The organism is Bradyrhizobium sp. 154 (assembly GCF_023073875.1).
Taxonomy (GTDB): Bacteria; Pseudomonadota; Alphaproteobacteria; order Rhizobiales; family Xanthobacteraceae; genus Bradyrhizobium.
This window is the reverse complement of record NZ_JADPKG010000102.1, coordinates 107,015-121,716: the sequence shown is the minus strand read 5'-3', so window position 1 is coordinate 121,716 and position 14,702 is coordinate 107,015. Positions and strand designations below refer to the sequence as shown.

The following is a 14,702-nucleotide window of genomic DNA, read 5'->3' as shown; positions in this document are numbered from 1 at the left end:
CGGTTCACGCTAACGCGGTTTCGCCATGTTCATGCAATCCAGACTTGTCGCCCTCGCCGCTGTCTTGTTGTCGACCAGCGCTGCGTATGCCCAGCAGGGCGCCAAGAAGAACGCCGCTCCGCCTACCTCGACCGCACATCCCGCGCCTGTCCCGACGCAAGCGCAGGCGGACGGCGCTCCGGGCCAGCCCGGTTGGATCGTGCGCTGCACCAGCGCGAGCCGCGACGCGCCGCTCGAATGCGCAATGGAGCAGAACGCTGTACTGACCAAGACCGGCCAGACCGTCATCCTGATCAACATCCGCATCGCGCCCGACACCCGCACGCCGATCGCGCTGCTGCAATTGCCGCTCGGCCTCAACCTGCCCGTCGGCGCCAAGCTCCAGGTCGACGAGGGCAAGACGTTCGATCTCGAGATCCAGACCTGCGAGAACCGCGGCTGCTACGCCTCGACGCCGGTCGCGCCGGATCTGCTCGCCGCCTTGCGGGTGGGCAAGCAGTTGAAGGTTTCCTTCCAGAACATGGCCAAGGAAACGATCGCGATCCCGATGCCACTCAACGACTTCGCCGCGGCCTACGACAAGATCAAGTAACGAGCGCCGTCAGGTCGCGATGTCGCCTGCCCGAAGCAGCGTCGAGAAGCCGCCATAGATCATGCGCTTGCCGTCGAATGGAATGTCGGTGCACTTGAGCCGCGGGTCCGCCATCACCTTCTTGTTGATGGCATCGCGGGTCTCCCGGTCGCGGTAGACGATCCAGGAGAAAACCACGATCTCGTCCTCCTTCGCCATGACCGCGCGCGGAAACGAGGTGAGCTCGCCATAGGGAACGTCGTCACCGATGCATTCGACATAGTCGAGCGCGCCGTGCTCCAGCCAGAGCGCGCAGGCGGTCGTCGCCAGCGCCTTGTAGGCCTCGATCTTGTCCTTCGGCACGGCCAGCACGAAACCATCGACATAGGGCATCACGGATCTCCTTCGGTTGTGTGTGGTCCGAGGACGATGGGGCGCACTGCGATCCGACACGAAACGCGATTTTCAGATGAGGCAAACGGTCGCGATCGATGGTGCCGTCAACGAATTTTGGTCCCTGCCGCAGAGAGGCCGGGGGGTTAAGTCTGGGAAAAAGCGCCCGGAATTGGCTGGGGAACCTGGATTCGAACCAAGACAAACAGAGTCAGAGTCTGTTGTGCTACCGTTACACCATTCCCCACCGGAATAGTCGAACAAATTCAAGGACTTGTCGACTTGCTCGACCGTGGCCGGAAGCGCGTTTGGCGCAAATCACGGCTCAGGCGTGGCAGCGTTCTACCCGCTCGGCTCTGGGCTGGCAAGCGCTGCGGTACTGGGTTGTCTCGACGGGCGATGGCACGAGAGGTCGGAGTCCGCGGCGACAAGGACCGCGCCCGACCGCATGAGGCGATCGGGTCACGGTCCGGCCCCGCAGACGTCTCGAACGTCGCCAGCGCCTTAGGCGCTTAGTCCAGCTTGATGTTCGCGGCTTCGATCACCTTCTTCCACCGCTCGGTCTCGGAGACGATGTAGGCCTTGAAGGGCTCGGAATCCACCGCGACCGCGGTGGCGCCGAGTTCGGCCATCTTCTGCACCGTCTCCGGCTGCTGCATGAAGACGCGGATTTCGGCCGAGAGCTTCTCGACGATCGGCTTCGGTGTGCCTGATGGCACGAAGAAGCCGTGCCAGGCCACGGCCTCGAAGCCCGGCAGGAATTCGGCGACGGCGGGCACTTCAGGATCGAAAGTGGCGCGTTTCGGCGTTGCGGTCGCAAGCATCGCGAGCTGGCCGGTCTTCACTTGTGGCAACAGCAGCGGCACGTTGTCGAAGGCGAGATCGATCTGGCCGCTCAACAGGTCAGTTAGCATCTGGCTGGAGCCCTTGTAGGGTACGTGCACCATCTTGGTGCCGGTCATCTGCTGAAACAATTCGGCTGCCAGATGCTGCGAGGTGCCGACGCCGGCCGAGCCGAACGAGACCTTGTCCGGATTGGCTTTCAGATAGGCGATCAGCTCCGGCACGGTGCGCGCCTTGATCTTGTTGGGGTTCACGACAAGCACATTGGGCACGACGCTGATCTGGGCGACCGGCGCAAGATCCTTGTCCGCCTGATAGCTGAGCTTCGGCCCGTAGAGCGTGGGGTTGATTGCGAGCGCAGACGTGCTAGCAAGACCGAGCGTGATGCCATCCGGCGCCGACCTCGCTAACCGCGTCACGCCGAGGATCGAGCCGGCGCCGCCGACGTTCTCGACCACGAAGGGCTTGCCGAACTTCACCTGCAAATCGTTGGCGACCATGCGCGCGAAGATATCCGCGGTGCCGCCGGCGGCGAAGGGCACGATCACCGTCACCTGCTTGGACGGATAACCGTCCTGGGCCTTGGCCGGCGACGCCGCCAGCAGCATGAGTGAGGCAAGAACAAGCCACAGCGATCTCATCGAAGTTTCCTCTGTTTTCAGTGTTGTTGATTGGCTGCCGCGAACGAGCGGCGGGGATGGCTAAAGCGTGATGCATCGCGCTTTAGGTTTTTGTTTGAGCATGATCGTTTCGGAAACCGCTACACACTTTTCCGGATCATGCTTTAGAACGCGACCTCATACATGTGCAGGATCGCATCCCGGCTAAGATCGCGCGGATTGTTGTCGAGCAGGCGGCGAATGGCGTACGCCTCGTCGGCCATCACGCCGAGGTCGTCCCTGGACACGCCGAGCCCCGACAACCGCATCTCGATACCGAGATCGGCGCAGAACTTGTAGGTTGCGTCGAACGCCAGCTTTGCATCGCCCTGCTTCGGCAATCCAAGCGCCTGGAGCACCGCGACGGTCTTCGCCTCCACGGCCGGCATATTGAAGGCCAGGGTGTGCGGGAAGATCACCGCGCAGGCAAGCCCATGCGCCACATGGTGACGCGTGCCGAGCGGATACGCGACCGCATGGCCGGCGGTCGTGTTCACCGGTCCCAGGCAATAGCCGCCATAGAGCGAGGCCAGCGCCAGGCCCGCGCGCGCCTTGCGATCGCCACCATCGGCCACCGCCCGCTTGAGATACAGCCCAACCAGGCGCGCGCCTTCGAGCGCATAGAGGTCGATCATCGGATGCGCCTTGCGGCTGGTATAAGCCTCGACGCAATGCGCCAGCGCGTCGACGCCAGTCGCCGCAGTGACCTCCTTCGGCACGGTCATTGTCAGATCCGGATCGACGATGGCAATGTCAGCCAGCATGACGCGGCTCTGCACCGCCTGCTTGTTCTGGCTCACGGGGTCGGTGACGAGCGCGCGGGTGCCGGCTTCGCTGCCAGTGCCCGACGTGGTGGGAATCTGCATCAGCGCCACGTTGCGGCTGGCCACTTTCTCTGACCCGACGATGTCGGCGAAAGCCACGTCGCTCGTGCACATCACCGCGACCAGCTTGGCCAGATCCATCGCGCTGCCGCCGCCGAACCCGACGACGAGATCGGGCTTGGCGTCGCGCGCCATGGCAACAGCCTTCTCGAGATTGGGCAAGTCCGGCTCGGGCTTCACATCGCCGAACACCTTCACTGAGCCCGGCAACGCAAGCGTATCGACGCGTTGCGCATTGAATGGGTCCGAGATCACCAGCGGCCGTTTGGCGCCGATCCGCTCGGCGAAACGCGCTGCGGCGGCGATTGTACCGCAGCCGAACTCGATCGCAGTCGGGCGGAGGATTTCAATGGGCGTGAAGGCGTTGGTCATCGTGTTCGATCTCATGACTTGGATGCGGAAGCGCCTGCGGCCAGCCGCTCGGCATAATCGATGGCCTCGATCAGGCTGTGCTCGTTGGCTATGCCCTTGCCGGCAATGTCGAAGGCGGTGCCGTGATCGACGGAGGTGCGGATGATCGGCAGGCCTAGCGTGATGTTGACGCCGGAGAGCTCCTGCCAGCGGCCGGTCGCGGGATCGACCTGGAAGCCGAGCAGCTTGACCGGGATGTGGCCCTGGTCGTGATACATCGCGACCGCAGCATCGTACTGGCCGGCGCGCAGCTTGACGAAAATGGTATCGCCAGGCACGGGGCCGACGACGTCGAGACCGTCGGCGACCGCCCTGGCGATCGTCGGCGCCGAGACGTCGATGTCCTGCCGGCCGAACAGACCGCCCTCGCCGGCATGCGGGTTGAGCGCAGCGATCGCGATCTTCGGCCGTTCGATGCCGAGCCGGCGCAGCGCGCCATCGGTGAGGTCGATCACCATGCGCAGGCGCTCCGGCGTCAGGCGCTTCGGCACGTCCTCCAGCGCGACATGGGTCGAGACATGGCTGACGCGCATGTTGCCATGGGCCAGCAGCATTACCGAGCCGCGCACGCCGGTGAGATGTGCGAGCATCTCGGTATGTCCAGGAAAATGATAGCCGGCCCTGTTGAGCGCTTCCTTGTTCAGCGGCGCCGTGACGATGGCGGCGGTGCGGCCCGCCTGCGTCAGGCGCACGCCCTGCTCGATCGCTTTGTAGGCAAAGCGGCCGCCATCGGCGCTGAGCACGCCAGGCCTGATCGGGTCGCCCTCGACGTCGGCCTGAAGAAAACAGAGATTGGACCAGTCGGGGTCCTCGACACTGACTTCGGGAATGGCGACATTGGCGCCGAGTGCCGCTCTCGCGCCATCAAGCGCCGCGCCGCTGCCGATGATCAACAGGCGCAGATCGCCCTTCGTGATCCGGTCCTTCAGCGCGACGCAAGCCTTGACGATGATCTCCGGCCCGATCCCGGCGGGATCACCCATGGTGATGGCAAGATGACAAGAGGTCATGTCGGGCTCCCCATATTGAGCAAATGATTGTCCCGGAGTAGATCGCGCCAGAGCTCGCTTGGTCCGAATGCACCGGATTTCGAGATGACGTCGACGCCGGCCCAACGGCCGCCCTGCAAGATCGAGCGCGGCAGTCCCGGCACAATACGTCCCGTCACCTGGAGCGCATGCGCGCCAAGGGCAACGCACGCCGCCTTCAGGGTCTCGCCGCCGGCAACGATCAGCGTGCCCGGAGGTTCGAGCGCCGCGATCAGTGCCGACATTTCGCGCGCAATCCGCCGCGCCGCCTCGGCGCGGGCCAGGCCCTCGGCGAGAGCGAATTTGACCAGTGCCACGCCGTCATCGGCAAGCTTGTGCCGGACAGGCGCCGCGCTCCAGCCTTCCGCAAGTGCGATGGTTGCCGCGCCGCACGCGGCCAGCTGAGACGCAGTCGCAGGCTGATCCGAGCCGAACAGCCCCAGCACCGGCAGCTTCAATTGGCCCGGCGCCTCGGCGCGATGGCTGCGGGCGAGCGCGCCGGCGAGCCCACCGCTTCCGCACCACAGCACAGGCCCTGGCATCCGCCGTCCCATCTGGACGATACGATCGAGGTCGATATCACTTTCGGCATCGAAAACCTGAACGCCGCCCTGCGATAGCGTATCGGCCCCGCCCTGCCGCGCCTCGATGTCTTCCTGCCGCAGCTCGGTCAGGAGATTGTCGCCGACGCGATGCCACTCGCCTTGTAGCGTGCGCGCGAATTGCTGGCCATCCACGGTGCGGCGCCCCTGATAGTCGAAGGCGGGCGCGACTACGCAGGACGCCCAATCGCCGCTATGCAGGCAGGCGCCGAGCTCGGCCGCCCACGCGCCACGAAGGAGACTATCGACCTTCTTGTAGGCGATCGTCGCCCCGCGGAGCTGCGGCGCCAGTCGTCCAACGATCTCGACGCTCTTGGCTTTCGACCGCTCGCGGGTACCGCTATCGATCGCGAGGCTCCGACTGTTCGGTACTGCAGGCGCAGGTAGCCAGGTGACGTCGAACGGCCCGCACAGACCGACGAACTCCGCCGCGGTGTCGAGTGCACCGGAGAGATCGTCGGCAAGCAGGCGGACGCTCGTCATCGTCGCGCGCCTCCGGCACTAAAGATCTTGCCCGGATTGATCAGTCCATTCGGGTCGAGCAAGCGCTTGATATCACGCATCAGCTCGATGTCGAGGGGATCAGTAACGCGAGCGAGGCGGCCGCAATTGGTGATGCCAATGCCGTGCTCGGCACTGATGGCTCCGCCCTGCGCGGCGGTCTCGTCGTCGACGATCTCGTTGATCTCCGCCACCAGCGCGGCCGTGGCAGCGCCATCCTGGCAACGCGCGCGGTCAATCAGGGCGATCACGTGGATGTTGCCGTCGCCGATATGGCCGTGCATCACGACGCGCGCATGCGGGACGGCGGCCTTGATCCGGGCTTCGACATTGGTCACGAAGGCCGCCTGCCTCTCCAGCGGCACCACGCTGTCATGCGACACGACATAGCCGCTGCGCTTGTTGCCTTCGGACACGCTGTGCCTGACCACCCAGATCGCCTTGGCTTGCGCAAGGTTGGACGCGAAGATCACGTCTTCAGCGAGCCCGGCCTCCATCGCTGCCGCGAGCACCGTGGCGAGCGGTTCGTCGAGGTCAACGCCTGCGAGCGTGTCGGTCAGTTCGACGATCAGATACCAAGGCGTCGTCAGCTCGAATGGGATCGTGACATGCGGCACGGTCTGCGCAATCGCTTCGATTTGCGAGCGCGACATGATCTCGAGGCTGCCGAGCCGGTCGCCGACTGTGCCGCGCAGGCGCTGCATGATCTCGAGCGCCTGCTCGACGCCTTGCAATTTCAGCAGCGCCAGCGCGAAGCTGCGCGGCGGTGCAAACAGTTTCAGGACCGCCGCCGTGACGATGCCGAGAGTGCCTTCTGCGCCGATGAAGAGCTGCTTGAGCGCGTAACCGGTGTTGTCCTTGCGCAGCGCGCGCAGGCCGTTAAAGACACGCCCGTCGGGCAGCACGACCTCGAGCCCGAGGACCAGATCGCGTGTCGGTCCGTAGCGCAGCACGGCCGTGCCGCCGGCATTGGTGGAGATGTTGCCGCCGATCTGGCAGGAGCCCTCGGCACCCAGACTCAAGGGAAAATAGCGATCGACGCTACGGGCTGCGTTCTGCACCTCGGCGAGGATACAGCCAGCTTCCACCGTGATCGTGTTGGCGAGCGGGCTGACGTCGCGCACGGCCCGCAGACGGTCGAGCCGGATCACGACATTGCCCGCACGATCGTCCGGCGTCGCGGCCCCGCACATGCCTGTGTTGCCGCCCTGCGGCACGATCGCGAGCTGCCTTGCCGCGCAGTATTTGACGATTGAGGCGACCTCGGCGGTCGAGGCGGGCTTCACCACCGCGATTGCGCGACCGTGATAGCGACCGCGCCAGTCCACCACATAGGGCTCATGGTCGGGTCCGGACGGGATGACGTGCTTGTCGCCGACGATGTCAGCGAGCCCGGGCAGCGCATCCTGGAAGGAGTCGGACATCGGATCGCCTCGCTGCCGCGTCGCGACTAAACGGCGGCTGCGAATGCGGCGGCATCCGCAAGCAGCTCTTTCACTTGGGCCGACGCTAAGGATTCCAGCGGCGGACGTAGCCGTTGCCATCCGGCATGGCCGGTGCGCTCGGCCACCAGCGCCTTCAATGACGCCATCTGTGCGAAGCGCGAAACCAACTCGCGCGCCTTGACGATACGCGCTTGCGCCGCCTTGAGGGCGGCGTCGTCGTCGCTGTCGCGAAAATGCTTATAGACATAGGCAAGGTCGCGCGCGACGAGATTGGAGGTCGCGGTGATGCAGCCGGCACCACCCTTGCGGAGCAGCGGCAGCAGCAACGGATCGGCGCCGACCAGTACCGAAAAGCCGGGGAAGCGCTCGACCATCGCGGTCATATTGACGAAGTCACCGGAGGAATCCTTGATGCCGGTGAACGTCGCCGGATAGGCCGCACGCAATCGCTCGATCAGCGCATGCGAGATCGGCTGCGCTGACATCTGCGGGATGTGATAGAGCACGATCCTGAGCCTGGCATCGCCGATGCGCTGCACGACCTCACTGTAGGATGCGAAAATGCCGTCGTCGGTGACGCCCTTGTAGTAGAACGGCGGCAGCATCACCACGGTGTCGACGCCGACCGAGAGCGCATGACGCGTCAAGGCGATGGTCTCGCTGAGCGCGGCGACACCGGTGCCCGGAAGAAGCCGCTGCGGCGCGATGCCGGCGGCCACCACCGCTTCGAGCAGCGCGATGCGCTCGGCGGCCGAGAACGAGTTCGCCTCGCCGGTCGTGCCGAGCAGCGCGATGCCGTCGCAGCCTTGGTCGAGCAGATAGCGGCAATGCGCGACGAAGCGCGCATGATCGGGAGCGAGCTCGGCGTCGAGCGGCGTCAGCGCGGCGGAGAACACGCCATGAGGGTGCAGCGATGATGTCGACAAACTTCCTCCCATCCTTAAATCGATATTGTTCGGAATGCGAACATTTGTTATGCAGTTGGCCCGTGGTAAAATCAGCTTGCCGCCACGTCAAGGGGACATGTCATGGCGAGACATTCGCACGTGCCCAAGGTCGAAAAGAAGGCCACGAAACGCGTACCGGGCGCTGGCGCAACGAATCCAAAGAACTACGTCGCATCCGTCGGCAAGGCCTTTGCCGTGCTCAAGAGCTTCACCGGCGAAGCCTTCGAGCTCACCCTGAGTGAGATTGCCGCACGGGCCGACCTCGATCGCGGCACCGCATTCCGCCTGATCCAGACCTTGATCGAACTTGGCTACCTTCAGGCCGTTCCGCAGAGCCGCCGGTTTCGCCTGGGCGTTGCCTGTCTCGACCTCGGCTATACCGTGCTGTCGCACGGATCGCTGCGGCCGATCGTCGAGCCGCTGCTGCGCGACCTCGTTCCTGATGTCGGCGATGCGGCCTCGCTCGGCATCCTCGATGGCGGCGACGTGGTCTATCTCGCACGGGTCGGCGCGGGCCTCGATCGTCACAAGATGGATCGCCGGCCGGGCACGCGAATCCCGGCCTATAGCGCCGCGCTCGGCCATGTCATGCTGGCGCATCTGGCGCGGGACGAGCAGATCGAGCGGCTGGAGTCGCGACCGCGCGTCAAGCTGTCGGAGCGAACGCTCACCGACCTCGACGCCCTGCTCGCCCGACTCGACCAGGTGAAAAAGAAGGGGCACGCCGTCTCCGACGGCGAGAACGCCTACGGCCTGCGCACGCTGGCAACGCCGATCTTCGACGCTCAGGGGCTCGCGATCGGGGGATTGAGCGTCACCATCGATGCGGTGCGCATGGACATGCCGGCCTTTCGCGATCAGGCGCTCCCGCGCCTGATGCAGGTGACGCGCCAGGTGCAGGACCTCGCCATCAAGTCGGGATTGACGACCTGAACGCCGTCGCGAGTGCTAGACGGCAATGCGGTCGAAGTCGGCAGCTATCCGGGTGTTCGGAAAAATTCTGGCTGCCTCCGCAAGGACCTCATCGTCGTCATAGCGGCCCGACTGATGCGTGAGCACAAGCTGGCCGACGCCGGTTTCGGCCGCAAATGCAGCCGCATCGCGCGCAGTGAGGTGCCCATAGTCCCGCGCGGTCGATGCGTCGCGATCGAGGAACGTTGCCTCGATCACCAGCAGATCGGCGCCAGAAACGTATTTGGAGAGGTCTTCGGTCGTTTCGGTGTCGCCGATCACGATGAGCTTCCTGCCGCCGCTCGGCGGCCCCAGGACGTCTCCCGGGTCGATGGTTCGATCAGCGAGCACGACTGCTCGTCCCGCAGCCAATTCTCCCCGCATCGGCCCGTCTGGAACGCCCAGCTCAGCAAGGCGCTCCGGCCGAAGACGGCGGCGGGCGGGACTCTGGAAGGCGAAGCCAAAACTGTCGGTGTCGCGATGGCGAACCGGAAAGCAGCCGATGGTGAAGGCGCCGGCATCGATGACCTGCCCTTCGGTCAGCGGCGCGAACTCCACCGCGATCGGCGCCCTGCCCGCGCCCCACAGGCTTGCGAGCAGGCGGACGACGAGGTCGAGCGTGCGCTGCCCTGCATGAACGGTCATCATGTCGGCGCTCTGCCGCAACCCCAGCGTTGAAAAGAGACCGGGAATGCCGAGCACGTGATCGAGATGGGCATGCGTCAGCAGGATGCGGTCGAGCCGCCGAAAGCCGGCGCCAGCGCGCAGCAACTGGCGCTGCGTGCCCTCGCCGCAATCGACCAGAACGCGCTTGCCCGCCGCCTCGACCAGGAGCGCCGGATGGTTACGCTCCGCCGACGGAACACTGGCCGAGGTTCCGAGAAATGTCAGGGCGAACATGGTCTCACGTGTCCAGCTGTGGACGGTCTCACCGCCCCCAATGCCATGCGAGCAGCAGCGCGTACAAGCCCATCGACGCGGCATAGAGCGCGGCGAGGAGTGCGTATCCTGCGATCTGGCGTCCGATCCTCGCCTTCGGCGCGATCCACCAATCGAGCGCCTTGAAGGCGGCGGGCACCAGCCACCAGCCGAGCAGCTGGGTGCTGACGAGATTGCCGACGAAGAGCGACAGCCAGACCGGCACGCCGTGGCTGTCGATCAACGGCGCGCTGATGAAGTAGCCCCAGAGGTAGACGACGGGATAGAGCACCAGAAGGACGATGAGATTGCTCTTCCAGATCAGGCCAGGTCCTTGCTCCGCCGCCTTGCCGGCCGGGAACCAGAAATTGAAGCCGTAGCTCGCCCGCTTCACGCTCATGCCGGCGTTGAAGCGCTCGCCTTCCCTCAGCAGCGACTGCCGCAACGGCGAGTCCAGCCACGCATTGAGGTTGGCATCACAGTCGAACGACAGGATGATGATCCATTCGTCGTGCAGGCCCGGAATCGGTCGCTCGATCTTGTGGCGCAAAAATCCCTTGAACTCGGCCTCCGCGGCCTGAATGCGCTGCTGCCATTTGAGGAAGGCGTCCTCGAGTCCGTCCGGCACCTTGAAAGAGATCACGGCAGAGACTGCGCTCTCGCGCGGCACGCCGGTGTCGGGCAGGATGTGGACATCCTCCGAACCGACGAAGAAGCGCTGCACCTCCGCGATGAGCCGCGCCCGCACATCGCTCTGAAGCCAGGCGCGGGCTGCCGCCGGGCTCGCGAAGCGCAGGATCGTCACCCAGTCGACATGCGCCGGCGGTTGCGGCGGCACCACCTCCTGGCTGAGGAAGCCGGGCCAGGCCTTGAGCACGTCGCCGACCTCGCCGTTCCACCGCGCGAACGCGGCGAAGCCGTCGTCGGCGATGCGGCGCTGGATGACGAGGGCGACCGGCTGTCCGGCCGTATCAGGAGATGCGCTCATGAGCAGCCGCCTCAGCTCTTCTTGTAGAGACGCTTGCCCATCACCCAGGTCTCGTCGACGCAGCGATCGTCGCCGACCATCATCACGGCGAAGAGCATGCTCGCAGCCTCGTCCATCGTGCGCGGCCCGCCGCCCTCGGCGATCAGCGACTGGTGCCAGGGCTGCGCGGCTTGCCCGCCGTTCGGATCGAGCGCGACGAAATCAGCCTCCTTGCCGGGTTCGAAATTGCCGAGCTTGTCGTCGATGTAGAGGCCTTCGGCACCGCCAAGCGTGATCGACCAGAAACCGCGATACGGCGAGAGCTTGTTGCGCTCGGCTTCAGCGAGATCCTTGCGCGCCGGATCAATGCTGCCGTCGAGCAGCGTGTTATTGCACATGCCGACCTTGTAGGCATCGTCGAGCACGGAGATCATGGAGAAGCGGTTGCCGCCGCCGACGTCGGTGCCGAACGACATTTTCACGCGATGCTCCGGATCGGTGGCGCGGCCAATGCGGAACAGGCCGCTGCCGAGGAACAGGTTCGAGCACGGGCAGAACACCACCGCGGCGCCCTTCTTCGACATGCGACGGAACTCGTTGTTCGAGAGGTACACGCCATGGCCCCCGGAGAATTTCGGACCGACGAGATCGAACTTCTCGTAGACGCCGAGATAATCCTGACAGTCCGGGTGCTCGACGAGCACGCCGCTGCATTCGGCCGGGTTCTCGGAGATGTGGGTGTTGACCCAGCAGTCCGGATGCTCATGCTTGAGGCGCTGACACGCTTTCAGCAGCTCCGGCGAGGCACCGAAGGCAAAGCGCGGCGTGATGGCATAGAGGTTGCGGCCCTTGTTGTGGTACTGCGCGATCAGCCGCTTGCTGTCGCGATAGAAGTTCTCGGGCGTGTCGACATAGTCAGCCGGGGCGTTGCGATCGATGCCGGTGAGGCCCGCGATCACACGCATGTTGCGGCGGGCTGCCTCCTCGAACAGCTCCTCGGTCGACACTGGCGACGAGCTCGTGAACGCCTGGCACGTCGTGGTGCCGGAGGCCAGCAGCGCATCGAGGAAGCGCTTCACGCCCTCGCGGGCATAGTTGCGGTCCTTGTATTTGAGCTCTTCCGGATAGATCCACATCTGCAGCCACGGCAGCAGTTGTTCGCCATAGGCGCCGAGCACCCGGGTCTGCGGCAGATGGATGTGGCCGTCGATGAAGCCCGGGACGATGATGCGGTCCTCGATATGGGTGATCTGCACGCCCGGATGCGCGGCGGCAATCTTGTCATACGGGCCGAACGCCTTGATGACGCCGTCGGTGACGACCATGAGGCCGTCCTGGTGAAAGCGCGCGGCGGCCTGCTCGTTGCCGATGTGCCTCCAGGGATCGTCGACGAAGTCGAAGAACGTGCCGCGAATACCGACGGAGGTCATGATTTGGTTCCTTCCTCTAAGTCTGTGTGGCGTGGCCCGCTGAGGGCAGCGCGATCGCAGGCAGCGTGCCCCCAACAGTGCAGAGGCCGAGATAAACCCAATTGCTCGGCGCCTGCGTCGCTTCAGGCAGCACCGCCGCGATCGCCATGGCGCCGCTCACCGCGAGATGGCAGGGCGCGCTGATGAGACCGCCGAACAGGCCGTGGCTGCGCTCGTCCTTGGAATTTGGCTGAACGGCACGACGCCCAGCAGGATCGGCACGACCCTTCCGTTCGCGCGCCCGGCGTCGGAAGCAGGTGCAGTCATGGCTCACGCCCCTCGGTCTCCGCCGGCCGCGTCTTTCGTGCCCGCAACGAGAGGCGACGATACAGGTTGCGGATCTTGACGCACGGAGCGTGCCAGAACTGTGTGTAAAAACCCTTAGGAGTTACCGTATCCATGCGGAGACTTGACCGCTGATGCCGTGGCCGGAGGGCTCAGAACAAAAAACGCGAAAACAACCCCATGCACAGTACAAATCATTGATGAATTTCAGGCCGAAGCGTTCAGCCAGGCCATTTGACTCGTCGGGCAAAACAGGCGCAGACTTGCATGATCGCCGATCGTGAAATCCGACATCGCGCCGACGCCGTTAACGTTTCGGAAGGCATCGCCGCTTCGAACGCGCGCGCTTCGACATCAGGTCAATTGTCGAAGACGCGAGGCAGCGCATTTAATCCGCGCTCGATCTCGGTTTGCACAACGCCACGCTTGTCCGGCAGATGGATTGAGTCCGGCAGGCGTCGGCAATCGAGGTTAGAGATGACTCTCCGCAGAACCGACGGTGTGTGGCTGAATGAACCGGAACGATGGACGGCTGAGGGCGAGAGCCTAAAGATCATCACTGACAAAGGCACCGACTTCTGGCGCGAGACCCACTATGGCTTTAATCGCGACAGCGGGCATTTCCTGGGCTTTCCAACCGGCGAAGCATTCACCGCCAGTTTACGCGTTCAGGGCGACTTCCAGGCGCTCTACGATCAGGCGGGCATCATGGTGCGCGTCGACGCGGAGCATTGGGTCAAGGCCGGGATCGAACTCTCGGACGACCGCGCCATGCTCGCGAGCGTGTTAACCAACGAGCGATCGGACTGGGCCACGGCATCCTATGAGCATGATGCTGGCGATTTTTGGGTGCGCGCGACCGTCGCCAACGGCGTCCTTCGTTTGCAAGTTTCGGCCGACGGCAAGTACTGGCCTCTGATGCGGCTAGCACCGTTTCCGGCAGCGAGCTCCTATCTTGTGGGGCCCATGGCCTGCACACCGGAACGGGCAGGGCTAGAAGTCGTATTCTCGACGTTTCATCTGACACCGCCGCTTGGAAAGGACCTACACGACCTGAGCTAAGTGGCCGTTCTGCAATCTCGCTCGCTGTCGCGCGGACAGATCGACGTTCACCACAGAGCCGTCCCGCTCGCCTCTACTCTCGCGCCGACTGCGCCTCGACCGCCTGTACGGCGACACTTGCCACCTGCCGCAGCGCCTCGCGTTCCGCGCCCGAGGACGCCATCACGCCCATGCCGACCGCGACGGCGGAGACGTAGCGCGCGAGCGCGGCGGGATCGGCGCTTTCCTTCAGATCACCTTCGGCTTTGGCGCGAACAAAGCGGTCGTGGAGCTGGTCTTCGTTCTGGGCGCGGCGGGCGGCGAGCTCGAACGGGACGTTCTCGGAGCCCGTACCGCAGGCGATGCCGCCTTGCACCAGCAGGCAGCCGGGCGGATTCGCCGGATCGGTCTGCTTGTCGGCGATGCCCATCAGCATCCGCTCGGCGACGGCGCGGGCGGTGGGTGCCGCGACCACCTCGTCCATCCAGACGGCGCGCAATTTGGTGTAGCGGTCGAGCGCGGCCTTCAGCAGGCCTTCCTTGTTGCCGAAGCAGGCGTAGAGACTCGGCGGATTGATGCCCATGGCCTCGGTGAGCTGGGCAATGGTCGCGCCCTCATAACCATGGCGCCAAAACACTTCCATCGCCTGATCCAACGCCGTCTCGGCGTCGAATTCGCGGGGGCGTCCCATGCCCATGTGCCTGTCTCCTCGGAATTGGCGCCCTGTAGTGACCTAACGCCTGATCTTATCTAGTTGTTCTGGCTTTCTTTTTCTTGTGTCTTCCAA

At 64.6% G+C, this 14,702-nt stretch carries 15 protein-coding genes and 1 tRNA gene; 3 read left to right on the top strand and 13 right to left on the bottom strand.

Annotation, left to right across the window (positions count from 1 at the left end):
- Positions 1 to 25: 25 nt before the first annotated feature.
- Complete coding sequence (locus IVA92_RS25640; RefSeq protein WP_247276899.1) at positions 26 to 592, top strand: invasion associated locus B family protein; 567 nt, start codon at positions 26 to 28, stop codon at positions 590 to 592.
- Between the two features lie 9 nt (positions 593 to 601).
- Here IVA92_RS25640 and IVA92_RS25635 read toward each other — a convergent pair whose 3' ends face one another.
- The 8 genes from IVA92_RS25635 to IVA92_RS25600 form a co-directional block, all read right to left on the bottom strand.
- Positions 602 to 964, bottom strand: coding sequence for a DUF1428 family protein (locus IVA92_RS25635; protein WP_247276898.1), 363 nt, complete (start codon positions 962 to 964; stop codon positions 602 to 604).
- A gap of 173 nt (positions 965 to 1,137) precedes the next feature.
- Positions 1,138 to 1,211 (bottom strand) — tRNA-Gln (locus tag IVA92_RS25630).
- A gap of 265 nt (positions 1,212 to 1,476) precedes the next feature.
- Positions 1,477 to 2,448: a tripartite tricarboxylate transporter substrate binding protein gene (locus IVA92_RS25625; RefSeq protein WP_247276897.1), complete on the bottom strand. Its 972-nt coding sequence runs from the start codon at positions 2,446 to 2,448 to the stop codon at positions 1,477 to 1,479.
- Positions 2,449 to 2,591: 143 nt separating this feature from the next.
- On the bottom strand, positions 2,592 to 3,722 hold the full coding sequence (locus tag IVA92_RS25620) for an iron-containing alcohol dehydrogenase (RefSeq protein WP_247276896.1): 1,131 nt from the start codon (positions 3,720 to 3,722) through the stop codon (positions 2,592 to 2,594).
- 11 nt (positions 3,723 to 3,733) lie between these two features.
- Entirely contained in the window at positions 3,734 to 4,771 is a 1,038-nt protein-coding gene (pdxA, locus tag IVA92_RS25615) for a 4-hydroxythreonine-4-phosphate dehydrogenase PdxA (RefSeq protein WP_247276895.1), read from the bottom strand.
- Positions 4,768 to 5,874: a four-carbon acid sugar kinase family protein gene (locus IVA92_RS25610; RefSeq protein ID WP_247276894.1), complete on the bottom strand. Its 1,107-nt coding sequence runs from the start codon at positions 5,872 to 5,874 to the stop codon at positions 4,768 to 4,770. Before IVA92_RS25610 ends, pdxA begins: the two co-directional genes overlap by 4 nt.
- On the bottom strand, positions 5,871 to 7,316 hold the full coding sequence (locus IVA92_RS25605; RefSeq protein WP_247276893.1) for an FAD-binding oxidoreductase: 1,446 nt from the start codon (positions 7,314 to 7,316) through the stop codon (positions 5,871 to 5,873). The genes IVA92_RS25610 and IVA92_RS25605 overlap by 4 nt, the downstream gene beginning before the upstream one ends.
- A 26-nt stretch (positions 7,317 to 7,342) precedes the next feature.
- Complete coding sequence (locus IVA92_RS25600; RefSeq protein WP_247276892.1) at positions 7,343 to 8,263, bottom strand: dihydrodipicolinate synthase family protein; 921 nt, start codon at positions 8,261 to 8,263, stop codon at positions 7,343 to 7,345.
- 102 nt (positions 8,264 to 8,365) lie between these two features.
- Here IVA92_RS25600 and IVA92_RS25595 point away from each other — a divergent pair, with 102 nt between their 5' ends.
- Positions 8,366 to 9,217 carry an IclR family transcriptional regulator gene (locus tag IVA92_RS25595; protein ID WP_247276891.1) on the top strand — a complete coding sequence of 284 codons (852 nt, stop codon included), beginning with the start codon at positions 8,366 to 8,368 and terminating at the stop codon, positions 9,215 to 9,217.
- Between the two features lie 15 nt (positions 9,218 to 9,232).
- Here IVA92_RS25595 and IVA92_RS25590 read toward each other — a convergent pair whose 3' ends face one another.
- The 4 genes from IVA92_RS25590 to IVA92_RS25575 are packed head-to-tail and all read right to left on the bottom strand — an operon-like array spanning position 9,233 to position 12,863.
- On the bottom strand, positions 9,233 to 10,135 hold the full coding sequence (locus IVA92_RS25590; RefSeq protein ID WP_247276890.1) for a ribonuclease Z: 903 nt from the start codon (positions 10,133 to 10,135) through the stop codon (positions 9,233 to 9,235).
- 28 nt (positions 10,136 to 10,163) lie between these two features.
- Complete coding sequence (locus tag IVA92_RS25585) at positions 10,164 to 11,141, bottom strand: antibiotic biosynthesis monooxygenase (protein WP_247276889.1); 978 nt, start codon at positions 11,139 to 11,141, stop codon at positions 10,164 to 10,166.
- An 11-nt stretch (positions 11,142 to 11,152) separates the two neighbouring features.
- Complete coding sequence (gene guaD / locus IVA92_RS25580) at positions 11,153 to 12,550, bottom strand: guanine deaminase (protein WP_247276888.1); 1,398 nt, start codon at positions 12,548 to 12,550, stop codon at positions 11,153 to 11,155.
- A 16-nt stretch (positions 12,551 to 12,566) separates the two neighbouring features.
- The gene (locus tag IVA92_RS25575; protein ID WP_247276887.1) at positions 12,567 to 12,863 is read right to left on the bottom strand and encodes a hypothetical protein; all 297 of its coding nucleotides are present in this window, start codon (positions 12,861 to 12,863) and stop codon (positions 12,567 to 12,569) included.
- A 488-nt stretch (positions 12,864 to 13,351) separates the two neighbouring features.
- Between IVA92_RS25575 and IVA92_RS25570 the strand changes: the two genes are divergently transcribed.
- Positions 13,352 to 13,936, top strand: a complete 585-nt coding sequence (locus tag IVA92_RS25570; protein WP_247276975.1) for a DUF1349 domain-containing protein — start codon at positions 13,352 to 13,354, stop codon at positions 13,934 to 13,936.
- 73 nt (positions 13,937 to 14,009) lie between these two features.
- Here the strand turns inward: IVA92_RS25570 and IVA92_RS25565 are convergent, their stop codons facing one another.
- Positions 14,010 to 14,612 carry a TetR/AcrR family transcriptional regulator gene (locus IVA92_RS25565; protein WP_247276886.1) on the bottom strand — a complete coding sequence of 201 codons (603 nt, stop codon included), beginning with the start codon at positions 14,610 to 14,612 and terminating at the stop codon, positions 14,010 to 14,012.
- Positions 14,613 to 14,702: the final 90 nt, after the last annotated feature.